20 protein-coding genes and 1 pseudogene are annotated in these 25034 nt (G+C 67.5%); 8 read left to right on the forward strand and 13 right to left on the reverse strand.

The window, feature by feature from the left end:
* From E4O92_RS15970 to E4O92_RS16005, 8 genes and pseudogenes are all read right to left on the reverse strand, one after another.
* Positions 1–912 (reverse strand): annotated as a pseudogene (locus tag E4O92_RS15970) (hypothetical protein); the annotation flags it as partial.
* Positions 912–1550, reverse strand: a complete 639-nt coding sequence (locus E4O92_RS15975; protein ID WP_135190733.1) for a tetratricopeptide repeat protein — start codon at positions 1548–1550, stop codon at positions 912–914. The pseudogene E4O92_RS15970 and the gene E4O92_RS15975, both read right to left, overlap by 1 nt.
* 4 nt (positions 1551–1554) lie before the next feature.
* A complete protein-coding gene (locus E4O92_RS15980; protein WP_229483419.1) occupies positions 1555–2820 on the reverse strand; it encodes a glycosyltransferase in 1266 nt (421 codons plus the stop codon).
* Positions 2802–3674, reverse strand: coding sequence for a hydrolase 1, exosortase A system-associated (locus E4O92_RS15985; RefSeq protein WP_135190734.1), 873 nt, complete (start codon positions 3672–3674; stop codon positions 2802–2804). Before E4O92_RS15985 ends, E4O92_RS15980 begins: the two co-directional genes overlap by 19 nt.
* On the reverse strand, positions 3671–4516 hold the full coding sequence (locus E4O92_RS15990; protein ID WP_135190735.1) for a hydrolase 2, exosortase A system-associated: 846 nt from the start codon (positions 4514–4516) through the stop codon (positions 3671–3673). The genes E4O92_RS15985 and E4O92_RS15990 overlap by 4 nt, the downstream gene beginning before the upstream one ends.
* Positions 4513–4764, reverse strand: coding sequence for an acyl carrier protein (locus tag E4O92_RS15995; RefSeq protein WP_135190736.1), 252 nt, complete (start codon positions 4762–4764; stop codon positions 4513–4515). Before E4O92_RS15995 ends, E4O92_RS15990 begins: the two co-directional genes overlap by 4 nt.
* Before the next feature lie 3 nt (positions 4765–4767).
* Positions 4768–5850 carry a GNAT family N-acetyltransferase gene (locus E4O92_RS16000; protein ID WP_135190737.1) on the reverse strand — a complete coding sequence of 361 codons (1083 nt, stop codon included), beginning with the start codon at positions 5848–5850 and terminating at the stop codon, positions 4768–4770.
* On the reverse strand, positions 5847–7088 hold the full coding sequence (locus E4O92_RS16005; protein WP_229483421.1) for an aminotransferase class I/II-fold pyridoxal phosphate-dependent enzyme: 1242 nt from the start codon (positions 7086–7088) through the stop codon (positions 5847–5849). Before E4O92_RS16005 ends, E4O92_RS16000 begins: the two co-directional genes overlap by 4 nt.
* Positions 7089–7301: 213 nt before the next feature.
* On the opposite strand from E4O92_RS16005, the gene E4O92_RS16010 reads away from it, so the two are divergent.
* The 8 genes from E4O92_RS16010 (at position 7302) to E4O92_RS16045 (ending at position 18977) form a co-directional block, all read left to right on the forward strand.
* Positions 7302–8807: a lipopolysaccharide biosynthesis protein gene (locus tag E4O92_RS16010; protein ID WP_135190738.1), complete on the forward strand. Its 1506-nt coding sequence runs from the start codon at positions 7302–7304 to the stop codon at positions 8805–8807.
* On the forward strand, positions 8804–9589 hold the full coding sequence (locus E4O92_RS16015; protein ID WP_206076891.1) for a class I SAM-dependent methyltransferase: 786 nt from the start codon (positions 8804–8806) through the stop codon (positions 9587–9589). The genes E4O92_RS16010 and E4O92_RS16015 overlap by 4 nt, the downstream gene beginning before the upstream one ends.
* Before the next feature lie 105 nt (positions 9590–9694).
* On the forward strand, positions 9695–11281 hold the full coding sequence (locus E4O92_RS16020) for an acyl-CoA ligase (AMP-forming), exosortase A system-associated (protein WP_135190739.1): 1587 nt from the start codon (positions 9695–9697) through the stop codon (positions 11279–11281).
* Positions 11278–12510 carry a pyridoxal-dependent decarboxylase, exosortase A system-associated gene (locus tag E4O92_RS16025; protein ID WP_135190740.1) on the forward strand — a complete coding sequence of 411 codons (1233 nt, stop codon included), beginning with the start codon at positions 11278–11280 and terminating at the stop codon, positions 12508–12510. The genes E4O92_RS16020 and E4O92_RS16025 overlap by 4 nt, the downstream gene beginning before the upstream one ends.
* Before the next feature lie 54 nt (positions 12511–12564).
* Positions 12565–14397 (forward strand): asparagine synthetase B family protein, encoded by a 1833-nt coding sequence (locus E4O92_RS16030; protein WP_135190741.1) that lies wholly within the window; start codon positions 12565–12567, stop codon positions 14395–14397.
* A 27-nt stretch (positions 14398–14424) separates the two neighbouring features.
* Positions 14425–15483: an acyltransferase family protein gene (locus tag E4O92_RS16035; protein WP_135190742.1), complete on the forward strand. Its 1059-nt coding sequence runs from the start codon at positions 14425–14427 to the stop codon at positions 15481–15483.
* Positions 15484–15515: 32 nt separating this feature from the next.
* Positions 15516–16553: an acyltransferase family protein gene (locus E4O92_RS16040; RefSeq protein WP_135190743.1), complete on the forward strand. Its 1038-nt coding sequence runs from the start codon at positions 15516–15518 to the stop codon at positions 16551–16553.
* Positions 16554–16886: 333 nt separating this feature from the next.
* Complete coding sequence (locus tag E4O92_RS16045) at positions 16887–18977, forward strand: acyltransferase family protein (protein WP_135190744.1); 2091 nt, start codon at positions 16887–16889, stop codon at positions 18975–18977.
* Positions 18978–18987: 10 nt separating this feature from the next.
* On the opposite strand, the gene E4O92_RS16050 is transcribed toward E4O92_RS16045, so the two are convergent.
* The 5 genes from E4O92_RS16050 to E4O92_RS16070 are packed head-to-tail and all read right to left on the reverse strand — an operon-like array spanning position 18988 to position 25007.
* Positions 18988–19995, reverse strand: coding sequence for a polysaccharide deacetylase family protein (locus E4O92_RS16050; protein WP_229483423.1), 1008 nt, complete (start codon positions 19993–19995; stop codon positions 18988–18990).
* Positions 19996–20009: 14 nt separating this feature from the next.
* On the reverse strand, positions 20010–21323 hold the full coding sequence (locus tag E4O92_RS16055; protein ID WP_135190745.1) for a putative O-glycosylation ligase, exosortase A system-associated: 1314 nt from the start codon (positions 21321–21323) through the stop codon (positions 20010–20012).
* The gene (locus E4O92_RS16060) at positions 21320–22696 is read right to left on the reverse strand and encodes a phenylacetate--CoA ligase family protein (protein WP_135190746.1); all 1377 of its coding nucleotides are present in this window, start codon (positions 22694–22696) and stop codon (positions 21320–21322) included. The genes E4O92_RS16055 and E4O92_RS16060 overlap by 4 nt, the downstream gene beginning before the upstream one ends.
* The gene (locus tag E4O92_RS16065) at positions 22693–23799 is read right to left on the reverse strand and encodes a glycosyltransferase family 4 protein (protein ID WP_135190747.1); all 1107 of its coding nucleotides are present in this window, start codon (positions 23797–23799) and stop codon (positions 22693–22695) included. Before E4O92_RS16065 ends, E4O92_RS16060 begins: the two co-directional genes overlap by 4 nt.
* Positions 23796–25007, reverse strand: a complete 1212-nt coding sequence (locus tag E4O92_RS16070; protein ID WP_135190778.1) for a TIGR04063 family PEP-CTERM/XrtA system glycosyltransferase — start codon at positions 25005–25007, stop codon at positions 23796–23798. Before E4O92_RS16070 ends, E4O92_RS16065 begins: the two co-directional genes overlap by 4 nt.
* Between the last annotated feature and the right edge of the window lie 27 nt (positions 25008–25034).

Below are 25034 nucleotides of genomic sequence, written 5' to 3' on the forward strand. Positions count from 1 at the left end.
CGCCGCGATGGCGGTGCAGGCGCCGCGCCAGTCCGGCACGCCGCCGTGGCGCAGCCGGCGCGCGCCCAGCAGCGCCAGGATCACCGCGCCGGATACCGCGTATGCGAGGTACATGTCGCGCGAGAAGGTGGCCAGTCCGGCGAAGCCGCCAAAGAGGAGCAGCAGCAGGGCCACCGCCAGGCGGCGCCGGTCATCCACGCGCAACAGCCAGGCGGCCACGAACGGGAAGCAAAGCGCAAGGTAGGCGTCGAGCGCGGCGCCGCCGGTGTGCATCGCCGAGAACGGCGCCGTGGGGCGGTAGTCGCTGGAGAAGTTGAGCAGGCCCGGGAAGGCGCTGCGTTCCCACATCACGGCGCAGCTGGTCAAGGCCAGGCCGAGCAGCATGCCGGGGATGAAAAAGCGCCCGATCCCTTCGAGCCGCTCGCCGGCCCCCGCGCGCAGCAGCGGCAGCAGCACCAGCGCCCAGGCGAAGCCCTTGGCCACGCGCAGGCTGTTGAAGCGGCTCGAATAGTTCGCGAAGGCGTTGGCGTCCAGTGGCGGCAGCGGCAGCAGGCCGTTCACCGCGGCGATCGCGGTGGCCAGCGCCACCAGCATCAGCGCCGCTACGACGGAGCGCGGCAGCGTGGCGCGGGGAGCAGCGGGGCGCAGGCGCGCATAGCCGGCGCAGGCGGTGGCCAGCAGCAGCAGGTCGATCTCTTCGAGATAGAACGAGCCGGTGTACGGGGTCAGGTCGAGCACCGGCAGCAGCGCCGGCACACCCAGGAGCCAGGCATGCGGCCAGCGCAACAGCAGCGCCATCCAGGCAAGCAGCGCCGCGCCGAGCACGGTCTTGTCGAGCGGGTAGGCATGGACGGCCGCAACCAGGCCGCCGGCCATCAGGGCGGCGACCAGCTTATACAGCACAAAACGCATTAATCAGCCTTGTCTTCCCATTGGCCGGCTTCGGCCAGCTTGTTCTTCAGGCCAGGCAGGGGAAAGCCGGCATCGTACGCCTTCTTCGCGTACGCCCTGGCCTGCTCGAAGTCGCCCTGTTTCAGGGATACGAGCCCCAGGTTGTAATTGATCGTCGCATTCTCCGGTTCGACGGCGGCGCCCTGTTTGAACAGCGCGGCTGCCTCGTCGGTCTTACCGAGGGAGAAAAGGTAGCTGCCGTAGACCGCGTAGACGTTGGCGTCGTCCGGAGTGAAGCGCAGCGCGCGGTTGAACCAGCATTCGACCGGGTAGCGCATGCCGGTCACCTGCACGCCGCGCTCGCGCTGCGCCAGCGTGATCAGGGTGTTCAGCGCCCGGTGGTGGTTGGGGATGGCGCGCAGCGTGTAGTCGAGATCTCCCCCGAGGGTGCCCGTGGCGCCCTTGATCCCGTACTCGACGTCGGGCGTGAAGTGCGCCATTTCGACCAGATTGACGTTCTGCTGGAATTCGGCGCGGCGGCGGTAGTCGTACGGCCCGTAGGAATTGGCGAGTTCGCCGCAGTAGTTGGCGGTGGCCGCGTGCAGGTCGGCCGCCGCGGTCAGGGCGAGAAGTGCAGCGATGCGTAGGATCTTGTTCATGTTGTCATTCTCCTCGGTTGATGCGCGCCACCCGGTCCAGCAGGCGAGCCAGCTGGGCGGTGCGGGCCTGGCGCGAATTGGCGGCCACCGCCGCGTTTGAAGCGACCGGCGCGCGTCCGGCCTGGGCCAGCGGCACGAAGTGCGCCAGCGCCTCTCCGATCGCCTCCTTCGAGTCGAGCGGCGCGATGGTGTCGATGCCGGCGCTGCGCAGCGCGGCGGCGGTGTCCCCAAGCGGGTCGGTCAGCGCCAGGATGGGGCGCCCGGCACGCAGGTACTCGTACAGCTTGGCCGGGATCTGGTGGTTGCAGTTCGATGCCTGCAGCACCAGCAGGCCCCCCGCGCCCAGCATCTCGGCCAGCGCCGCGCGGTACGGCAGGTGGGGTTCGAGCGCCACCAGCTCCCCGATGCCGTGCTCTTTGACCAGCTGCGCAAGGTATTCGTCGTGGCCGGTGGCGCGCAGCACCAGCCTGAAATTCGCGGCTGACAGCGTGCCCTGCGCCTGCAATTCGGCCAGCGCCGCGAACAGCGGCACCGGGTCGCGCTCGGACGGATAGATCACGCCGCTGTGCACCAGCACGAAGGGTGCGCCGGCCCCTGGCGGCGGCGCCAGCTCGGCCTGGGCAAAGTTCTCCTCGTCGTAGCCGTTCTCGATCAGCGCAAAACGCTCGGCCGGGATATCCGGAAAGCGCGCCTGGTAGATGCGGATCGTGCCCGGCGTGGTGCACACAGCGACGCTGCAGCGCGCCACGGTCTGCTTCTCGATCCAGCCGTAGACCCGGCGCACGAGCGGGTTGGACGGGTAGCTTTCGTCGGTCATCGGGTCGCGCAGGTCGGCCACCCACGGGATGCCGGTCAGCCGGTGCAGAAACAGGCCGATCAGGTGCGCGCTGGCGATCGGGTAGGTCGACCAGATCACGTCGGGGCGGTAGCGCCGCGCCAGGCGCAGCCCGGCCGGTACCGCGCCCAGGCACCATGACACCCAGCGGTCCGGCAGGGCCAGCAGGCCCAGATAGCGGCCGCGCAGCGCCAGGTGGCGCGAGGTGTCCAGCGCGAACGCGCGGTGTACCGGCACTTCGGCGGGGATGTCGCGCAGCTGGTCGTCGCCGACGTTGGCAAAGGCGCGCGGATGGGCCGACAGCACCACCGGGTTCCAGCCGAAGCCGAGCAGGTACTGGGCGAATTTGAGGGTGCGCTGGATTCCGCTGCTGCCGCGCAGCGGCGGGAAGTGGAACGCGATCATCAGCACGCGCTTTACCATGAGCGCACCCATTCGCAGGTCCAGCCGGCCACCTGGTCGCGCCAGTCGCGGCGCGAGAAGGTGTGGTCGGCCGGCGCCAACGCGCGCCGGGTGACGCGCGGCGCGCCCAGTACGCGCTGCCAGTCGCCTGACGCGTTGGCCATGTCCGAGAATGCCTTGGCCGTCAGGTCGGCGCCGCTCAGGATCAGCAGCACCTTGCCCTGGAAGCGGGACAGGCCCTGCAGCATGCGCTGCGGCAGCGGCGCATCGGGTGCTTCAAGCGCTTCAGGCGCGGGGCTGTCACCTTCCCGCGCGCGCCCGGCCCCGAGGGCGGAGCGCACCAGTCCGGCGAACGAGCTGGCGGCGGCAGCGTAGTCGAAGCGGCCGGTCAGGATCTTCTTCCACAGCGAACCCTCCAGCAGGCGGGCGCGGTAGTAATGCTTGAGGGTGGTCCTGGCGACGTCGTCAGCGGTGCACCCCCACGGGTTGAGCAGCACCAGCCCGGTCACGCGCGGGTCGCGCGCGGCGTAGAGCATCGCGGCCGAGGCGGCGTCGCACAGGCCCCAGACCACCACTTCGCGCACGCCCGGCACCGCCTCGACAAAGTGGTCGATCGCGGCGCTCAGGTCGTCGCCGATGTCCTCGAAGCTGCGCGCGGCGCCCTGGCTGTCGCCCATGCCCCGGTAGTCGAAGCGCATGGTGGGGATGCCGCTTGCGGCCAGGCTGCGCGCAAGCAGGGTGAACTGGCGGTGGCTGCCGGCCCGGTACTGGGGGCCGCCGACCACGACCAGCACGCCACGGCCGGCCGGCTGCGGCGGCACGCTGGCCACGCCGTACAGCCAGTCGCCGCGGCAAGGGAAGGCAAGGGCGCGTTCGCAAAAACTCATGCGCTCCCTCCGAAAATGGCGCAGGTGGCTTCCAGCAGCGCCGGGCATTCGGTGATCTCCTGGGTAGCCCAGAACGCCTGGCCCGGCACCAGGTGCACGCGCACCTCAAGGCCCGCCTGTTCCCATGCGCGGGTCACACGCGTGCAGGCCGGCGGCAGCGGGCGCTCCGGGCTTGCTACGATTTCAAGCCAGTGCAGCGGGCAGCCGGTCACCGGCAGGGCGGCTGCGTCCAGTTGCTCGAGCGAGGCCGCCAGCTGCGGCGCCAGGCCGTACCCGCCGATCTCCAGCGTTTCGCCGGCCTTGAGGGCAGCGCGCAGCGCCTCGGTGCCGCCGCTTTTCTCCTTGCCCTCGTCCAGCATTTCGCCGGCCACGCGCAGGCGCAGGAACTGGGTCAGGTGCAGGGCGCCGCTGGGCACCGGCTGCCACAGCACCACCCGTTCGAGCGAACCGGGCGCGGCGTGGTGCGCATGGTCGAGCGCCAGCAGCGCGCCCAGGCGCAGGCCCCACAGGCTGGGAGTGTGGCCGGTCTGTTCGCGCAGCCAGTCGCAGCCGAGCGCGACGTCGCGCCGCCATGCTTCCCAGCGGGCGTCGCCGAAGTCGTCGCTGCTGTCGCCGCAGCCGTGCAGGTCGAGCAGCAGCACGCCGTAGCCGAGCGCGGCCAGCGCGCGTGCCTGCAGCGCCGCCATGCGCCGCGCCTTGTTCATCTCCTCGGCAAACGGATGCACGTACAGCACCGCGCCGCGGCACTCGCCAGCCGGCGGGTGGTACAGGCAAAAGCGCTGGCCCGGTGCGCTGTCGAGGAAGAACGGCAGGGCGCGCGGCGACGCCGGCAGCTGGGTCATGCGCCGGTCTTGTGCTGCACGAACGCGGCCAGGGTGCCCAGCGTTTCGAAGGTGGACGCGCCGATCTCGTCGTCGTCGACGACGATGCCGAAGTGTTCTTCCAGTGCGCCGATCAGGTTGACCACCGCCATGGAATCCAGTTCAGGGATGCTTCCCAGCAGCGCCGAATCGGCGGTGAGGCTGTTCCTGGCCTCCAGTGTCAGGCTCAATACGTCGGCCAGGATGTTCTTTACTTCCTCGAGATACATGTCTTACTCCATCGATGGGGTGGTTTGCTGCAGCGCTGGCGCAGCAGGCGCGGGCGCGGCCTGCGGCGGCCGGGCGCGGTTGTTGATCAGCTTTCGCAGCCGCGGTAGCGCTGCCCAGCGGTAACTGTTGACATGGTACATGGTGCGCACCTCGTCGGTCCATCGGGTATGCCACTCCATCACCTTGCCGTAGAACTCGAGCCGTTCGAACTGCTGCTGCTCGAACAGTTCCCGGCAGACCTCCTCGCACAGGAGGAAGGCTGGCGAATATTGGCTGCTGACCGACTCGTCGTAGGTGGTCTTCAGGATGATCAGGGCGCCGTTGCCTTCGATGCACAGGTTCATCGCGACCAGCCGGTCGTCGAACCGGTAACGCAGGATGCGCCCGCGCCCGGCGCGGCAGAAGTTCTCCAGCATGGCGCGGTAGAACCGGCCCTGGGCGTTGTCGGCATGGATCGCGGTGCCGCCGCCGGCCTTCCAGCCTGCGCTTTCCAGTTGCCCGTAGTCGGCCAGCGCCGCGGCCACCTGCTGCGGATCGCGCACCACTTCCATGTGCGCCTCTACGCCTTCCTTCTGCAGTTTCGAGCGCTGCTTTTTCATGTTGGTGCGCAGGTTCTTGCCGCGCGCTGCCCAGTAGTCGTCGAAGCTGCCGCGGATCGTGATGCGGGCGGTGTCGATGTAGTCGAGCGTGCGAAGCAGGGCGCCGTCGAGCGGGCGTGGCGCGAGCATCGGGTCGCGCTGGGTCACGCCCAGCACCAGCGCGAAGCCGGGCAGGGCGCGCAGCAGCGTGCCGGTGAGCATGTCGATGTCGAGCCCGGGGTGCGACAGCCACATGCCGACGGGCGCCTGCGACGGCTGGAACGTCTCCCAGGCACCAATGCGGCGCCGCTGCACGATCGCCATCGCGAGCAGGCGGCCGTCACGCTCGAAACGGGCCAGCAGTTCGCTGCCGTCGCCAAACTCGGTAAGGAGCGGCGCCACGAACGCCGGTTCGAGCAGCGGCGAAGCCGTGCATTCAGTGTTCAACTGCTGCCAGGCGGCAGCATGGGCGGCGAATTCGCGCGCCGGGGTCAGGATCCATGTCATGGTGCAGTCGCGCTGCGCTGGAGCAACGCATCTTTTATCTGGCTGATCATCCAATCGAGTTCCGCCTCACGCAGTTCCTGGTGACAGGGGAACGACAATACGCGCTGCGACAGGTCGGCGCTGGCCGGGCAAACGCTGGCATCGACCCCCGGCCACGGGTATTCGCCGAAGCGCAGAATCGGCACGCCCTGCATCTTGAGCGTGCGAAACAGCGGCTGCGGGCGGTCGACCAGCAGCGGGAAGATCCACGGGCAGACGCCGTCGGGCAGCGTGGCGAACAGCGGGCGGCAGCCGGGCAGGCCATGCAGCGCCGCCTGCAGCTTCAGGTAGTTCCGGCGGCGCAGCGCGCCCATCCGCGGGCGCGACACCAGCCGGAGCAGGAGGCGCGAGCACAGCGACGAGCGCTTGTCGAGCCAGCGCGGGTCGAAGCCGAAGCCGCCGTCCGACGAACCGGGCGCGAGCGAGGGGGCGGATTCCTTGCGGCCTTTGAGCCGGCCCCACAGCACGTCCTTGAGCCAAAGCGGCAGCGCCAGCAGCGCGCGCACGACGAAGAGACGCCCGTAGGCGAAGCTGTCTTCCAGCGTGTTGATCGCTGCCTTCGCCTCGAAGCCCTTGCCTGCCGGTTGCAGGTGCACGCCGGCCAGCGAATGGCGGGCCGACACCAGCACGCCGCCTTCGTACATGGGAAAGAACTTCATGCTGCTGGCGATCGCGTAGTCGCCGTACGAGCCGACCGGCTTGCCTTTGTGTTGGCCGAGGAAGCAGTGGGCGCAGTCTTCCAGGAGGGCGATGCCGCGCGCGTCGCAGAAGGCGCGCAGCGCCACCAGGTCCTGCGGGAAGCCGTAATAATTGGTGGCCATCAGCACCTTGCAGTCGGCATCGAGCTTGGCGGCGACGTCAATCAGGTCGACCGAGGTGTCCGGCCGGATGCGGTAGAACACCGGCCGCGCGCCGGCCCACACCACCGGCTCGATCATGGAGGCGCAGTGGTAGGACGGGACCAGCACCGCGTCCCCGGGCCCGATGCCCATCTCGCGCAGCGCCAGCGCGATCGCGACCCGGCCGCTGGTCACCAGCCGCGCTGCGCCGGCGTCCAGTACCGACGGGATGCGCTCGCCGCCGCGGCCGAACGAGGCCAGCGACAGCACCGGGGTCACCGGCACGTGCGACTCCGGGTAGCCGGCGCTGGGCGCTTCGGCCAGCGGCAGCGTCTGGCCCACTGTCGTCATTTCTCCCATGGAAACCTGTTCGCGAGTGAAAGTTTTAATTTAAACAAGATCGAGTATAACCCGCACTTCCGATTTTTAGTCGTACGGAAAGTTTCAATCGTGTGCGGCGGGCATGATTTGTTGCATAAAATTATCGCGCACGGTTGAGTGCAAGTTTGTTAATTTATTGCTGCTACAATACGGCGGCCTCATCGGACCGGGTTTTCGAATAGAAAGTCGCGCTTGAACGAAATTAATAATGAGATAGCCAAAGGCGCCGCCTGGATGGTCGCGTTCAAGTTCCTCGACCGCGGAATCGGGCTGGCCAGCACGGTGGTGCTGGCGCGCCTGCTGGCGCCGACCGATTTCGGACTGATCGCGATGGCGATGATGCTGATCGCCGCGCTGCAGCTGCTGGTGGCGTTCAGTTTCGACGTGCACCTGATCCAGAAGGCCGATGCCGGGCGCGCCGAGTTCGACACGGTGTGGACCTTCAACGTCCTGTTCGGCCTGGCGATCGGCGCCGCGCTGGCCCTGCTTGCGCACTTCATGGCCGGGTTCTACCGCGAGCCGCGGCTGGAGGCGGTGATCTACACGCTGGCGCTCGGTTGCGTCGCGAACGGGCTGGCGAACGTCGGCCCGGTCATGTTCCGGCGCGAGATGCGCTTTGACCGCGAATTCAAGTTCATGCTCGGCAAACGGCTGGCGCCGGTGGCGGTCACGATTCCGATCGCGCTCTGGCTGCACAGCTATTGGGCGCTGGCGCTGGGGCAGCTGACCGGCACCTTCGTCGCGGTGGCGCTATCCTATTACATGAGCTCGTACCGGCCACGCTTTTCGCTGGCGGCGCGCGCCGAGCTGTTCCACGCATCCAAATGGCTGGTCGTCAACAACATGCTGGCGTTCCTGAACGGGCGCGCCGCCGAGTTCGTGATCGGCAAGTTTGCCGGCGCCTCGGGCCTGGGCGTGTACACCATCTCCAACGAAATCTCGACCCTGCCCACCACCGAGCTGGTGGCGCCGATCAACCGCGCCGCCTTTCCCGGCTACGCGCGGCTGGCGCACGACCTGGCCCGGCTGCGCGACAGCTTCCTGGGCGTGATCTCGATGATCGCGCTGTTTGCGATCCCCGCCGGGCTGGGAATCGCGGCGCTGGCCGACCTGATGGTGCCGGCGGTGCTGGGCTGGAAATGGCAGGCCGCGACCCCACTGATCCAGGTGCTGGCGCTATACGGCGTGCTGGGCGCGCTGCAGACCAATATCGGCTATGTTTATCTGGCGGTCGGGCGCCCGCGCCTGATCACGATCGTGGCCTTCGTCCAGTTCCTGGTGCTGCTGGCGTTGCTGCTGCCGGCCACCTGGTACCACGGCGCCATCGGCGCGGCCGTGGCATTCCTGGGCACGGCGCTGTTGATGGCGCCGGTCAACCAGATACTGATCGCCCACCAGCTCAGGCTCTCATTGCCGGCTTACCTGGCGCGCCTGTGGCGCCCGCTGGTGGCGGGGTTGGCGATGGTGCTGGCGCTGGTCGCGTTCAAGCAGGTGGTGGCGACCCAGCACACGCTGGCGCTGGCGGCCACGCTCCTGGCCGGCATCGCCTTTGGCGCGCTGGTCTACTCTGCCTGCCTGTACCTGCTGTGGCGCGTGGCCGGGCGGCCGGACAGCGCCGAACGCGTTTGCCTCACTCAGATTGAACAAGCAATGCATCGCGCCGGCGTGCGCGTGAACTTCGGACTGGAGCCACGATGAACCTGCAGACAATCGCAAATCCGGGCGTGGCGGCGCCCGTCCAAGACTTCCGCCAGGGCGCGCTCGAGCAGGCCCGGGTGGCGAACCTGCTCGGAATGCTGCCGCCGCGCCTGCGCCACGCGCTCGACATCGGCACCCGCGACGGCTATATTGCACGATTGCTGGCCGAGCGCGCGGACATGGTGACCGCGCTCGACCTGGAGCTGCCGCGGATCGACCACCCGCGCATCCGCTGCGTCAAGGGCGACGCCACCGCGCTTCAGTTCAGCGACGGCGCGTTCGACGTGGTGTTTTGCGCCGAGGTGCTGGAACATATCCCGAGCCACCTGCTGGAGGCCGCGTGCGCCGAACTGTCCCGTGTCGCCCAGGACTACGTGCTGATCGGGGTGCCGTATCGCCAGGACTTGCGTACCGACCGCACCACCTGCCAGCACTGCGGCCAGACCAATCCGCCCTGGGGCCACGTCAACAGCTTCGACGAGGCACGGCTGGCACGCCTGTTCCCGCAGTGCGGGATGGAGAGAATCGAGTTCGTCGGCGCGACCCGCGAGGGCACCAATTTCCTGTCCGCGCTGCTGATGGATGCCGCCGGCAATCCGTACGGCACCTACGAACAGGACGAGCCTTGCGTTCATTGCGGCGCCGACCTGGGCGGGCCGCCTGCGAGGACCATCGGCAGCCGGGTGCTGGCACGCGCGGCCACCAGCGTGCGCAAGCTGCAGCAGCCGTTCGTCAAGGAACGGCCGCGTTGGATCCACGTATTGTTCCGCAAGCACAATTGAGCAAAAGAAATCAAAAAAATAAAAAAATGCTAATATATTGCGGTTGAAAGTGCGGCGCACGCGCTGCTTCAACCCACCATCGAAGCAACAAGAGATGTGACTGTCATGAGCGACCTGATTCACGAGTTTATTTTCCGCTCCGCGCGCCGCACGCCGTCGGCCGAGGCGCTGGTGCACGGCCAGCGCCGCCTCGATTACGCGGCGCTCGCCAACGCCGTGCGCTGCGCCGCCGGTGGGCTGCTTGCGGCCGACCTCAAGCGCGGCGAACGCGTCGCCATCTACCTGGAGAAGACGGTGGAGAACGTGGCGGCGATGTTCGGCGCCGCCGCCGCTGGGGGCGTGTTCGTGCCGGTCAATCCGCTGCTCAAGCCCGAGCAGGTGGCCCACATCCTGGCCGACTGCAACGTGCGCGTGCTGGTGACGTCGGGCGAGCGCCTCAAGCTTCTGGCGGCGGCGCTGGAGCAGTGCCCCGACCTGCATACTGTGATCGTCACCGGCAATGCCGCCGCGCTGCCGGCGCTGGCCCGCATCGCCGTGGTGCCGTGGGACCAGGCGATGGCCGCGCGTTCGGCACGCGCGCCGCACCGCGCGATCGACACCGACATGGCCGCCATCCTGTACACCTCCGGCAGCACCGGCAAGCCGAAGGGCGTGGTGCTGTCGCACCGGAACATGGTGGCGGGCGCCAACAGCGTCGCCAGCTACCTCGAGAACACGCCAGAAGACCGCATCCTCGCCGTGCTGCCGCTGTCGTTCGATTACGGCCTGTCGCAGCTGACCACCGCGTTCTCAACCGGCGCCACCGCGGTGCTGATCAACTACCTGCTGCCGCGCGACATCCTCAAGGCCGTCGAGGCCGAGCGCATCACGGGCCTCGCGGCAGTGCCGCCGCTGTGGATCCAGCTGGCCCAGCTCGATTGGCCGGCCGATTGCACGCTGCGCTACCTGACCAATTCCGGCGGGGCGATGCCGCAACCGACCCTGGCCGCGCTGCGCCGCGCCTTGCCTAACGCGCGGCCGTTCCTGATGTACGGCCTGACCGAGGCGTTCCGCTCGACCTACCTGCCCCCGGAAGAAGCCGACCGCCGCCCCGATTCGATGGGCCGTGCGATCCCGAACGCCGAGGTGCTGGTGCTGCGCCCGGACGGCAGCGAATGCGACCCGGGCGAACCGGGCGAGCTGGTGCACCGCGGCGCGCTGGTATCGATGGGCTATTGGAACGACGCGGCCAAGACCGCCGAGCGCTTCAAGCCGTTCGTCTCGATCCACCATGGCCTGATGCTGACCGAGATGGCGGTGTGGTCGGGCGACACCGTGCGCCGCGACGAGGAAGGCTTCCTGTACTTCATCACCCGAAAGGACGAGATGATCAAGACCTCCGGCTACCGGGTCAGCCCGAGCGAGGTCGAGGAAGCGGTGTACGCGCACCCGGACGTGGTGGAAGCAGCCGCGCTGGGCGTGGCCCACCCGGCGCTGGGCCAGGCGATCGTGGTGGTGGCGCTGGCGCGCGCAGGCAGCGAGCTGTCCGCGGACGCGCTGCTGGCCGCCTGCAAGCCGCGCCTGCCGGCCTACATGCTGCCGGCCCGGATAGTGATGGCCGAGGCCAGCCTGCCGCGCAACCCGAACGGCAAGATCGACCGCAAGCTGCTCGGCCAGCAGTTTGCCGACGCATTTCCGGGAGAGCCCCAATGAGCGCGCGTCCCCAACATGCGCCATTGATCCAGTTCCCGGTGGTCGACGACTGCCTGCAGGTGGGCGGCATGCCGCTCACCCGGCTCGCCGCGCGCATCGGCAGCACCCCGTTCTACGCCTACGACCGCGTCAAGCTGACCGAGCGCGTCGCGCTGCTGCGCCGCCACCTGCCGCCCGAGGTGCACCTGCACTACGCGATGAAGGCCAACCCGATGCCCGCCGTCGTGCAGCACCTGGCCGGCCTGGTGGATGGTTTGGACATTGCTTCCGGCGGCGAGCTGCGGGTGGCGCTCGACACGCCCATGGCCCCGCACCTGATCAGCTTTGCCGGTCCGGGCAAGAGCGACGCCGACCTGTCGTGCGCGATCGCGGCCGGCGTGGTGCTGAACCTCGAATCGGAAGGCGAAATGGAGCGCGCCGCCGCGATCGGCAGGCAGCTTGGCGTGGTGCCGAAAGTCGCGGTGCGCGTCAATCCCGACTTCGAGCTCAAATCGTCCGGCATGAAGATGGGCGGCGGCCCCAAGCAGTTCGGCGTGGACGCCGAGCGGGTGCCAGAGATGCTGGCGCGGATCGGCGCGCTGGGGCTGGATTTCCAGGGCTTCCACATCTACAGCGGCTCGCAGAACCTGAAGGCCGAGGCGATTTGCGAAGCGCACGAGAAGACGTTTGCCCTTGCGCTGCGCTTGGCCGCGCACGCGCCGTCGCCTGTGCGCCTGCTGAATATCGGCGGCGGCTTCGGCATTCCGTACTTCCCTGGCGAGGGCCGGCTCGACCTGGAGGCGGTCGGCGCCAACCTGAAGCGCCTGCTGCCGGACGTGCTGCGCCAGCTGCCGGGCGTGCAGGTGGTGATCGAGCTGGGACGGTACCTGGTGGCCGAGGCGGGCGTGTACGTGTGCCGCGTCATCGAGCGCAAGGTCTCGCGCGGTCAGGTGTACCTGGTCACCGACGGTGGCCTGCACCACCACCTGGCGGCTTCCGGCAACTTCGGCCAGGTGATCCGCAAGAACTACCCTGCCGTAATCGGCAACAAGGTCGCTGGCGGCGAGCGCGAGACGGTGTCGGTGGTCGGCCCGCTGTGCACCCCGCTCGACCTGCTGGCCGACCAGATGGAAATGGCGCGCGCCGAGCCGGGCGACCTGGTGGTGGTGTTCCAGTCGGGCGCCTACGGCCTGTCGGCGAGCCCGACCGCCTTCCTCAGCCACCCCGGCGCGCGCGAAGCGCTGGTCTGATTCCCACGCGAACAGGAAAGGAACGAAGATGTCTGGACTTGCCGGAGGTTTGCGATGAGCGGATTGTGCGGATGGATCGGGCATAACGGCGCCTCGAACCAGGAACTGGTCGAGGCGATGGCCGCGCCGCTGGCGCGTTTCGACGGTGCCCCGGTGCGCAGGGTGCAGGGCCGCAAGAGCGCGGCGGCGGTGGCGGCCCGTGACGGCAGCGCCCACCTGTATCAAAGCGACGGCCTGCTGGTCGCGCTGTGGGGCCGGCCGCGGCTGCGCGACGCGCGCCTGGCGGAGCAGGCGGCACGGGAAGGCCTGGCCAGGACGCTGGCCGACGCCTGGCGCGGCGCGCCGCAGGAGCTGTGCGCGAGCCTGGACGGGACGTTCGCGCTGTGCATCGTCGACGAGGCCAAGGGCAGCGCTCTGCTGGCGGTGGACCGCATGGGTGAGGTGCCGCTGGCCTGGCGGCTGGCCGGCGAGACCCTGGTGTTCGGCTCATCAAACGACGCGATCCATCGCCACCCGGCCACGCCGGCGCGGCTCGACCCGCAGGGCATCTACAACTACGTGTACTTCCACATGGTGCCCAGCCCCGGAACCGTGTACCGCGACGTGCGGCGGCTGCTGCCGGGCGAATACCTGCTGTACAAAAATGGCGAGGTCCAGACCGGATCGTACTGGCGCATGCGGTACGAGGAACACAACGCCCGGCCGTTCCCCGAGCTAAAGGAGCAGTTCCTTGCGGCGCTGCGCACCGGCGTGCGCGAGGCGGCCGGCGATTCTGCTGTTGGCGCGTTCCTGAGCGGCGGCACCGACAGTTCGACCGTGGCCGGCATCCTGACCGAAGTCTCCGGCCGCCCGGCGAAGACCTACTCGATCGGTTTCGAGGCGCAAGGCTACGACGAGATGGAATTCGCGCGCATCGCCTCGCGCCATTTCGGCACCGAGCACCATGAATACTACGTGACGCCGGACGACGTGGTGGCGGCGATCCCGCAAGTGGCCAGCGCGTTCGACCAGCCATTTGGCAACGCCTCGGCGCTGCCCGCATACTACTGCGCGCGGCTGGCGCGCGCCGACGGCATCGAGCGCATGCTGGGCGGCGATGGCGGCGACGAACTATTCGGCGGCAACGAGCGCTACTCCAAGCAGCACATCTTCGCGCGTTACGAGCGCGTGCCTGGCCTGTTGCGCAAGGGCCTGCTGGAGCCGGCGGTGTTCAATTTTCCGGGCGGCCGCCACATCAAGCTGGTGCGCAAGGCGCGCAGCTACATCGAGCAGGCCTCGGTCCCGATGCCGGCGCGGCTGGAGACCTACAACCTGCTGGACCGCTACGGCGCAGCCGCGGTGTTCACCGACGAGTTTTTGGCGGACGTCGACCCCGGCCGGCCTTTGGTGAGCCTGGCCGATACCTACGGCCGGAGCGAGGCGGGCAGCCTGATCAACCGCATGCTCGAGCTGGACATGAAGATCACGCTGGCCGACAACGACCTGCCGAAGGTGGTCAAGGCCTGCGAGCTGGCCGGGGTCGAGGTCGCGTTCCCGTTCCTGAACGATGCGATCGTGGCGTTCTCGGCGGGCCTGACCCCGCGCCAGAAACTGAACGGAACCCAGCTGCGCTGGTTTTTCAAGGAGGCGCTGCGCGGCTTCCTGCCGGATGAGATCATCACCAAGCAGAAGCACGGCTTCGGCCTGCCGTTCGGGGTCTGGCTGCAGCAGCACAAGCCGCTGCAGCAACTGGCCAGCGACAGCCTGACCGACCTGAAGGCGCGTGGCATCGTACGCCCCGCCTTCGTCGACGAGCTGGTGGGGCAGCACCTGCGGGAACACGCCGGTTACCACGGCACCATGGTGTGGGTGCTGATGATGCTGGAGCAGTGGTTCAAGCAGCGCTGACGGGCCATCGCCCGATATTGATAGCGCATGGTGGATAGATCCAACAAAGTCGACGTCTTCCGCGGCCTGCTCTTCGCGCTGATGGTGAACAGCCACGCCCTGACGCTGGCGCACGTGCCGCCGTCCCATTGGTTCTGGACCGACTGGTGGCTGCCCAAGGGCTGGGCCACGGTGGTGTTCGTGATCCTGTCCGGCTACGGCGTCGGGCTGGTGTACACGCAGCGCGCGGTGGCGTCGCGCGCGCCACGCCTGCAGCGCCGCTGCCTGCAGCTGCTGGGCGTCATGGCCGCCTCCAATACCGTCTTCGCCATGCTGCGCGAAGCCTCGGCCGGTAACTTCGAGGTGGTGTCGACAATGAACTGGTGGCTCGGGTTCCTGACCTTCGAGACCAAGTGGACGATCTCGGGCGTGCTGCTGCCGACCGCCATGGTGATGCTGTGCGGGGCGGCCATCATCCGCTGGACCCTCAAGTCCCCCTGGACGGTGCTGGCGGCGCTGGCGGTCGCGCGGCTGGCGGTGACGGCGCTGACCCTGCAGCTCGCACCCACCCCGCATGCGCAAGACTGGCTGGTGCGCTTCCTGCTGTTCAAGGGTTTCGGCGGCTATCCGGTCGTGCCGTTCGTGATCAACGGCTGCATCGGGATCTGGCTGGGGGTGATGCGGCGCCAGCGCGAGCCGGCCTGGAAGGCGGCGATGGCCGCGCTGCTGCTGCTGCAGTTGGCGTTCTACCTGTCGTTCTGCCTGCTGCCGGGCGCCTTGCTGACGCAGGGGCTCAAGACCTTGAGCCCGCTCGGCAAGTTCGCCTGCGTGTTCATCGTGACCCACCAGTTCGAGCGCTTCGGGCCGCGTGCGCTGGTCGAAGCGGTCGAGATGGTCGGCCGCTTTGCCCTCGGTTCGTTCGTCATGCACCGTGTCTTCATCCAGCTGCTGGCATACGCGATGGCTGCCTATGCGCTGGCGGTCGGCGGGTTCGAGCAGCGCTACGTCGTGCTGGTGGCCGGTACTCTGTTCCTGACCTGGGGACTGTGCCATCTGCGCCAGCGAATCGAGTTGGTCAACGCGCCGTTCAGGCGTCTGGCCCTTTAGGCCGCGTGGCTGCACGCGCGCGACCAGCAATCATGGGCCACAGCGAACTCGCCATTTCCCGCCCCGAGCCAAGCCAGCGCCAGCGCGAGCTGGCGCCGCAGCACCTTGACTACCTCGACGGCTGGCGCGGCCTGGCGATCCTGTTCCTGCTGGCCGGGCATTTCTATCCAGTCGCCGGCATCAACCTTGGCGCGGTCGGGGTGAATCTGTTTTTCGTGCTGTCTGGCTTGCTGATGGCCCAGTTGCTATTCGTCGCGGGCACGCCGATCCCGACCTTCTACCGACGGCGCATTTCGCGCATCCTGCCCGGGTTTGTCGTGATGCTGGGCCTGGTGACGGCCTGGTGGGCGCTCTCGGGGCGCACCGTGCAGTGGCACCAGGTCGCCGCCGCCGCTCTGTTCGTTAACAATTACACTGCGCACGCGCCCGGCGAGATGCCGTTCGGGCATATCTGGTCGCTGTCGGTAGAGGAGCATTCCTACGTGCTGCTGTCGCTGGTCGCGTTGGCGGCGCGGCGGACGGGGCGCCGGCCTGGCCCTGCGGTTGCGCTGCTGGCCCTGGTTTTCGCCGGCTGCGGCCTGTGGTACTGGTCGCGCTTCTCTGGGCCGGGCCTGGACTTCGGCCTCTGGCTGCATACCGAGGTGCAGGCCTTCGGCGTCTTCCTGTCGGCCGCATTGCTGCTTGTGCTGCGAAAGCGCCGGGTGGCGCCGCTGCCGTGGCTGGTGCTGCCGGTGCTGGTCGCCGCCGGCATCGCGCTGCACTGGTGGTCGGTCCCGGCCCCGCTACGCACGGTGGGCGGCGTCGGCTTGTTCGCGCTGGCGGTCAACTTGCTGCGCGCGGCGCCCCCGCCGCTCAAGGCCGCGCTCTCGCTGCGGCCGCTGCGCCAGATGGGCATCTGGTCGTTCTCGATCTACCTGTGGCAGCAACCGTTCTACCTGGCCACGCAGCACGCGATGCCCGCCTGGATCGCGCTCGCGCTGGCAATCGCCGCCGGTATCGTTTCCTTCTACTGCATCGAGCGGCCCGCGCGTGCCTGGCTGAACGCGCACTGGGGCGGGCGCGCCGGTTGAGCCGGTTCGCCGGGTCTCTCTCCGAACTGGCTGTCTGCGCACTCGTCCCGCCCTTCGCGCGATTGCTTCCGTCGATGCCGCTTCTGTCGAAACCTTCCGAATTCTCGTAGGCGTCAATGGCCAGCGCACCTGTTGTATCGGCGCAAGAAAAAGTGACCGATAGTCACATATTCCAACTATTTCGGGAAAACTGGCTTCATAATTGCAATTGCTTTTTTTGCACCTCAGGGGTGCCAGTATTTCCATGGACGAATTGGAGTCGTAAGGTACCTTCCTTATTCAGGGAAGCTTGTGTTCCCTCATCTTCGCGCGGTTTGAGAATTCACGACAGGAATGAGTTCATCAACATTGAAGGCAGATATTGCGTACCGCCCTGACATTGATGGCTTGCGGGCCATCGCGGTACTTTCAGTTGTCCTGTTCCACATCAACAAACACCTGATACCGGGTGGTTTCGTCGGTGTCGATATCTTCTTCGTCATCTCCGGTTACCTTATTTCACTAGGGATCCTGCAGGAATTGGAGCGCGATTGCTTCTCGATCGCCGACTTCTATCGACGGCGTATCAAACGAATCGCCCCTCCGATGTTAGTCGTTGTGCTGCTCACAATGGCGGCGGCGCAGTTCGTGATGATTCCGGAAGATGCCAAGCGGGTCGCCGATTCAGCGCTCTGGTCGCTTCTTTCTCTCGCCAACGTCTATTTCTGGTTAAAACAAGACACCAGTTATTTTGCAGCGGCAAATAACGAGTCTCCGTTGATGCACCTATGGTCCCTGGGGGTAGAGGAGCAGTTTTACATCATATGGCCGTTGCTGCTGCTGCTCACCTATCGGCGGGCGCGAGCAGCGGGATTCGTCATTCTGGCGGTTGCCAGCTCCATGGTCTCATTCGGTCTGGGGCAAATTTGGTTTGCACACGACCCATCCTTCACTTATTTCATGCTGCCGACCCGTGCAGGCGAGCTGCTTCTGGGTGCGCTGGCAGCAGTCATCGTGCTGCGTCGCGTCGATTTGCGCATACCGGCAATTGTCGTCGGGCCGCTCGCGTGGATGGGGGCGGCGCTGCTGGTCAGCTCATTACTTTGGATCACCGAGGACCAGATACATCCGGGCTGGATCACGCTTGCGCCGACACTTGGAACGGCGCTGCTGATCGTCGCGGGACACTGCCGCACAACGCCAGTTACGTGGCTGCTCTCACTTGCGCCATTAAAGCGGGTGGGTCTCGTGTCGTACTCGGCCTACCTGTGGCATTGGCCGCTGCTGGCGTTCTATCGGTACGGTCACGCAGAGATTGGCCCGGTCGCCGCCGGCATCATACTTGTCCTGACCTTCGTATTTGCCTGGCTAAGTTATGTGCTTGTTGAGCAACCGGCCAAGGGATCGCGCGCTTCGGCAATGCGTGTCTTCACCGCCCAATTTGCGATTCCGGCAGGGGCGACGGCGGTGCTCGCTTTGGGGGCGATGTTCATTGACGGCTACGGCCCCCGTTGGGGTTCGGCGGATTACAAGACGCAATTGGCAGCCTTCCGCAATCGCACCAAGCCGGCCTACCAGTTCGACTACGTATGCCAGCGTCAGCATATCTCGATCGCCGATGCGCGCAACGAGCACTGCGTGCTTGGCGCCCAGTCCGGCGCGCCGCCCAGCGTGATTTTGTGGGGTGATTCGAACGCCGCGCACTACGTTGGAGTGGTCGGCGCTATCGCCCGCGAAGCCGGTTTTCGTTTTCGAAACATCGAGCTTGGATCCTGCCCGCCGCTGCGAAGCGATCCCGCTCTGTTTGTCAGCGTCAAACGGCTGCACGATTGCGAAAGCTCGGCAGGCCCGATCCTGGCGACGGTAGACGGCTTTGATACTGTGATTATCGGCGCTTCATGGACCGATTACCTGCGCAAGTCGGAACGTTTTTTCGATGTTTTTTTCTCTGAGGTCAGTGCCCTTGCAAAGGCAGGAAAACATGTGATCCTCCTTGCAAAGGCACCGGTGATCGACGGATATGATCGGCGCTGCCGCGAAAAATCCCTCAGCTATCCGCTACTGCATTGTCCAATGAATACGGCGAAACCTGCGCCAGATGTCATGAGTGCCAATCTGCAGCTGAAAGAATTCGCCGACCGCACTCCTAATGTTTCCTACTTCGATATAGGGCCTTATCTCTGTCCCAACGATATGTGCTATGCCTTTGATGCCGAGGGGCGCCCGCTCTATTACGATTCAAGTCACCTGTCCATGCCAGCATCGTGGGAACTCGGCGAGATGATCGTACGCCGGGTTGGCGTGCCAGTGCCGTTCAGGCAGATTCCAGCCATTAGCAAGCCGATTCTAGGGACCCGTACGGTAGTGGAGCAGGGTTCCGGGATGGCCGATGGCATCGCCAAGCACTCGGCGCTGCGTCCAGTGCTTCTCGAGGCAGCGCACTAGCTTGTGCGGCTCAGGCGCGCTCGGCCGGCACGCGCAGGTTTTGCGCCAGCCGCAGCGTAAAGCGCAGGCGGCCGCGGTCCCACGGCGTAAAGCGCGGCAGCTGATACAGGTCGGTCGCTCCGCGCTGCGCGCCCCACGCGGTCGATACCGCGGCCTCGAAGCCAAGCTCGCGCACCATCTGCACGTGCTCGGCACGATAGTCGGTGCCCGGCTTGCCGTTGGGGTAGGCGAACAGGCGTACCGGGGCGCCGGTCAGGTCCTCCAGCGCGCGCTTGCCATTGGCGATTTCTGCGCGCGCCGCGTCCAGGTCGAGCCTGGCCAGGATCGGGTGGCGCACGGTATGCCCGCCGATCTCCATTCCACAGCGGTGCAGCTGGCGCACCTGGTTCGAACTCATCATCAGGTCGTTTGGTAACGCGCACCCGACCGCATCTGCCAGGCGCGCCACCTGTTCCAGCCGCTCGGTGAGCGGCAGGTACTTGAGCTGGCCGATCAGCGCGCCGATCGCGGCCTGGCGTTCCTTGACCGTGCCGGCCGGGTGCAGGCCCAGCTTGATCCCACGCGCGTCGATTTCGCCTTGCGCGCGGCGCGCCAGTTCGATCACGGTGTCGTTCCACATCCGTCCGCCATCGAGAAAGCCGGTGGCGACGAAGAAGGTCGCATGCAGTCCGTGCGCGAGCAGCAGCGGCAGCGCGTTTTGCGCGTTGTCGGCATAGCCGTCGTCGAAGGTGATGCAGGCCGCGCGCGGCGGCAGGGTGCCCTCGTGCAGGTGGCGCACCGCGTCCGGCAGCGGGATCACGTTGAATATCGATTTGAGCAGGCGCAGCTGGCGGTCGAACTCGGCCCGGTCGACTTCGCCGGGGAACAGCGGGTCGGGGTGATCGAGCACGCGGTGATAGATCAGGATCGACAGGCCCTGCTGGCCGCCGGGCGACAGCATGCGCATCAGCGCCTTGCCGAGCAGCGAACCGCTGCTCCCCTCGGGTGCTGCGCGCAAGTATGTTTGGGATGCGTCCACCGGCCTGTCCATCGTCACGCCCTGCGCCGCCGGGCCGTCTGGAGCTGGGGCGCCACTTCCGCAGCGGGTGCGTGGGCGTCTTCGCGAATACGCTTTAGCTCGCGTTCGACCACCAGCCGCAGCGCCACCAGGCCGCACATCAGGTAGTAGGGCACGTCGAAATAGGCCAGGCTCAGGAAGGCGCCGCCGACCATGAACCCGAGCAGGCTCACCTGGGTCATGGTCGCGAGGTCGTGCGCCCATTTCAGCTGCGAGTGCGCCCGGGTGCGCCGCACCACCCAGCTGCCGGTACGCCAGGTGAGCACGCCCAGCAGCAGGTACAGCAGCAGGCCGACGTAGCCATGTTCACCCAGGACCTGGAAGTAGATGCTGTGGGCGGCGTGGATGTCGTCCGGAACCGGGGCGTAGCGCGCGAACACCTGCGCGTCGTAGATTTGGAAGCCGCCACCCACCAGCGGCCGGTCGTTGGCCAGGTTGACGGCCATGTGCCAGGCGTTGATGCGCCCCATCGCCGAGCTGTCCTGCTGGTAGGTGCCGATGGTGTCGATCCGTTCGTGCCATTTGTCCGGCATGAACAGCAGCAGCGCCGGCACCGCGATCGCGATCAGTACGCCGAGCCTGAATTTATCCCTGCTCTTGAGCCAGAGGAAGATGACCATCGCGCCGATCGCCAGCGCCGCGCCCCGCGAGTAGGTGCCCAGCGCGGCCAGCGCGCACAGCAGCATCGAGGCGACCAGCGCGCGCCGGCCCCACTTGTTGGCCGTCATCGAGCGCAGGAACACCATCAGCGGGATCACCATCACGAACGCCAGCGCGACTTCGTTATTGCCGTCGATGAAGGTGCCTGCCGGGCCCCACACCCGTTCGCCGCCGCCGCTCCTGATCGTGAACAAGCCGCCCTTGACGCCGTAGTAGCCGACCGATACCACCACGGTCCAGATCATCCATTCGATGTGCTTGCGCTCGGTGAGCAGCATCAGCACCACCAGCGTCATGCCAAAGATCTTGTACACCTTGCTCCATTGTTCGCCGATCTGGTCGGGGTGGATCGCGAACAGCGAGGTCACGCCCATCCATAAGGCGAACAGGATGAAGGTCACCGTCACCGGGTTCATCGGCAGCCGCTTCTTGTCCTTGCTGAACAGGATGGCCAGCATGGTGGTGGCCGCGATGATCGCCGCGAACGGGTAGGTGCGGGCGAAGCCCCAGCCTTGCGAATGCGGATTCATCACGCTGATCCAGATCCACATCACCATGCCGAACCACGGCCGCTTGAAGATCAGCGGCAGCGAGCCGAACACGATCAGGGTAACGAGAATGTCCCTCATACCATGGCCTCCATGTGTGCCGCGTCGACCTTGCTGACGACGTAGCGGAACTTGCCTGACTTTTCAGGCGTGATGGCCTCGACCTGCTCGACCACAACCTCGACCTCGCGCCCGAGCCGGGCCCTGAAGCCGTCCACGATCGCCTGGTGCGCCGCGCCCAGCGGGGCGTCGGCCACCACCTGCACGCGGGTCTGGTCCAGGCTCTCCTGCACGATCTTGAACGCTTTCACCTGCGGCAGGTCGCGCAGGATGTACACCAGCGCCAGGCCGTGCATCACGGTGCCGTCGCGGGCGACCAGGAAGTCGGTGGTGCGGCCCTGGATTTCTTTGAGCAGCGGCAGGCCGCGCCCGCAGCCGCATGGCTCGGTGCCTTTCACCCCGACGTCGCCGGTGCGGTAGCGGATGAAGGGGAAGTCGCCGGTGGCCAGGTGCGTGACCACGATCTCGCCGGCGGCGCCAGCCGGCACCGGGTTGCCGTCCGGGTCGAGGATCTCGACGATGATGTCTTCGGCCGTGATGTGCATGCCGCCGTGCGGGCACTGGTGCGCGATGAAGCCGGCGTCGCGTCCGCCGTAGCCGTTGGCGACCGGGCAGCCGAAGGTGCGCGAAATCTGTTCGCGCTGGTCGTCGTACAGGCGCTCCGAGGTCACGAACGCGACCTTGATGCCCAGGTCGTCCATGCGCTGGCCGCGCGCCTGTGCGTGGCGCGCAATGTGCGACAGCGCCGACGGGTAACCGAACAGCATGCGCGGACGGGCGGCGCGGATGCGGGCCAGGAAGCCGTCCAGCTTTTCGGGCGACATCTGGAACGCCGGCAGCAGCTGCGTGCGCAGCAGGCGGTCGCGCACTGCGCGCGCGCCGTCCTGCGCCCCGAGCTCGATCGGCGAGCCCCAGACCACGATTTCGCGATCGCCAATGTCGACGTCCCACCAGCGCGTGGCGCGCCACTTGGCGGCCACGTCGTGGCTGACGCGCTCGCGGCCAATGTAAAAGACCAGCGGCTCGCCGCTCGAGCCGCCGGTATTGAAGCGTGCGAGACCCACCGCGTCAATCGCCTTCAGGCGCTCGCCGGCGGCGCGCACCGCGGCCTTGTCCAGCCGGGGCAGGCGTTGCAGGTCGGCCAGCGACTGCAGGTCGCGCGCCGGGTCGAAACCGATCGCGGCGAACAGGTCGCGGTAGTAGGGGACCTGCGATTGGGCGCGCGCCAGCAGGCGGCGCAGGCGCTGGAACTGGAGGGCCTGGAGCTGGTCCTGGCTCCACCACTGGCTCGCTTCCAGCTGCCGGCGTGCGCGCACGCTGGTGTGGCGCTTCACCAGTTCGTGCAGGGGGAACAGGATCCGCGATACCAGCGCGGTGTACGGGGAATTGCTCATCTGTCCGTTGCGATCCGTGTGGGTTGGGGGCGGAGGACGGCATGGTAGGCGCCGAGCAGGCGCGGGCGCACTTCGCTCCATGCGAACTGGCGTACCCGGGAGAGGCCGGCCTCGCGCAGGCTGGCGGCCAGCTGCGGGTCGGCGGCCAGGCGCAGCACGGCGGCGGCCATCGCTTCGGGCGAGCCGGGCGGCACCAGCAAGGCGGTCCGGCCGTCCTCGACCAGATAGGGGACGCCGCCGACGTTGGTGGAAACCACCGGCACGCCGCTGGCCAGCGCCTCGATCACCGAGTTGGGGCTGTTGTCGACCCGGCTCGGGTTAAGCATCAGGTCGGCCTCGCGGTACAGCTGGGCCATGCGCTGGTTGTCGACGCGCCCGGTGAAGGTTACCGCCTGCGCGATACCCAGCTCTTCGGCCAGGCGTTCGAGCGCGGCGCGCAGCGGGCCGCTGCCGGCCACCACCAGCCGAGCGTCCGGATGCACGGCCGCCACCAGCGCAAAAGCGCGCAGCGCCATGTCGTTGTCGTAGATCGGGTCGAGGTTGCGCGCGACCAGCAGGCGCAGGCCGCGCCCGCTTGGGGCGGGTGGCGCTGGACTGAAGCGCTCCAGGTTGACGATGTTCGGCACGATCCTGGCGGTAAAGCCGTATTTGTCGAACACCGCTTCGAGAAAGCCGGACGGCACGATCAAGGCGCTTGCCCTGCGCAGGCTGGGGCGCACCCAGGCCAGCGACTTGCTCAGGAAAGTGTCCGCCTCGCCGCCGCGGTAGTTGACCACCACCGGGCAGCCGCGCAGGCGACCGATCCAGATCGCCGGTGCGGCGTACAGGTGCCACGACCAGCCGGAATTGGCCATCACGTGAAACAGGTGCACGCGGCCGGCGGCGCGCCACAGGCGCGCCAGGTAGGGCAGCAGCCGGCACACCGCGCGCAGACCCCGGACGTGCGCGGCCCAGGCCGGGCGCACCGCGCAGTTGACCTGGATGGTGTCGACCTCGCAGCCCTCGGCCTGCAGCAGGGCGGCCAGCTGGAGTGTCTGGTTCGCCATGCCGCCCGACGGCGGCGGCAGCGGGCCGACCAGGCCGATGCGCAGTGGTTCGCTCATCCCTGGAGAATCCTTCCCGCCAGCGCGCCGTAGACGGCACGGTAGCGGTCGACGCTGGCGGCCCAGCTGCGCCGCTCCTCGACAAAGCGGCGGCCGCGCGCGCGCAGCGCCGGCCAGCTCTCGGGCGCGGCCAGCAGCGCCAGGACCTTGTCGGCCAGCGCCGCCGGATCGCCGGCCTTGAACAGCACACCGGTGCGGCCGTCTTCGATCAGTTCATGGTGGCCGCCGACGTCGGAGGCCACCAGCAGCCGGCCCTGGGCCATCGCCTCGAGCGGCTTGAGCGGCGTGACCAGGTCGGTCAGGCGCATCTTCAGGCGCGGGTAGACCAGCACGTCGACCAAGTTGTAGTAGCGCTGCACCTGGTCGTGCGGGACCCGGCCCGTGAACACCACGCGATCAAGCACCCCCAGCCGCTCGGCCTGGGCCTTGAGCGCGGCGTCCTGCGGGCCGCCGCCAACCAGCAGCACGCGCAGGTCCGGATTGGCTTTGGATAGCGCAGGCAGCGCGTCGAGCAGCACGTTCAGCCCTTCGTAGGCGTAGAACGAGCCGATGAAGCCGAGCACCGTCTTGCCCTCCAGGTCCAGCTGCTGCGCGAGCGCATGGTCGCGCGTGCCGTCCACGCTGAAGTCCTCGATGTCGACCGCGTTCGGGATCACCGTGACCTTGGCCGGGTCGATGCCGCGCGCCAGGATGTCGCCGCGCAGGCCCTCGCAGATGGTGGTGGCGGCGTCCACCTGCCTGAGCGCATGCGTCTCGAGCGCGCGCGTGACGCGGTAGCGCAGGCCCCATTCGCGGCTGGTGCCGTGGTCGACCGCGGCGTCCTCCCAGAATGCGCGCACTTCGTACACCACCGGGATACCCAGCTTGCGGCCGACGGAGAGCGCGGCGATCGCGTTGAGCGCCGGCGAGTGCGCGTGCAGGATGTCGGGCTGGACCTCGCGCGCGACTTCCAGCAGGCGCGCGGTCAATTGCCTGATCACGTCGAGCTGGTTCAGCACAGGCAGCCGCGCCAGCGGGCCGGGCGCCGTGCGGTAGAAGGTCAGGCCATCGACCGTCTCGGCGCGCGCGCCTGCCGCGCCCTGCTTTGAACCGGTGACGTGGAAGGTCTCCCAGCCGAGCGCGCGCTGGTGCTGCAGGATCGAGCGGGTGCGGAAGGTGTAGCCGCTGTGCAGCGGGATCGAATGGTCGAGCACATGCAGCACGCGCAGCGCGCGCGCGCTTGGCGCCACGGCGTG

The sequence above is a fragment of the Massilia horti genome (assembly GCF_004614195.1).
GTDB lineage: Bacteria > Pseudomonadota > Gammaproteobacteria > Burkholderiales > Burkholderiaceae_D > Telluria > Telluria horti.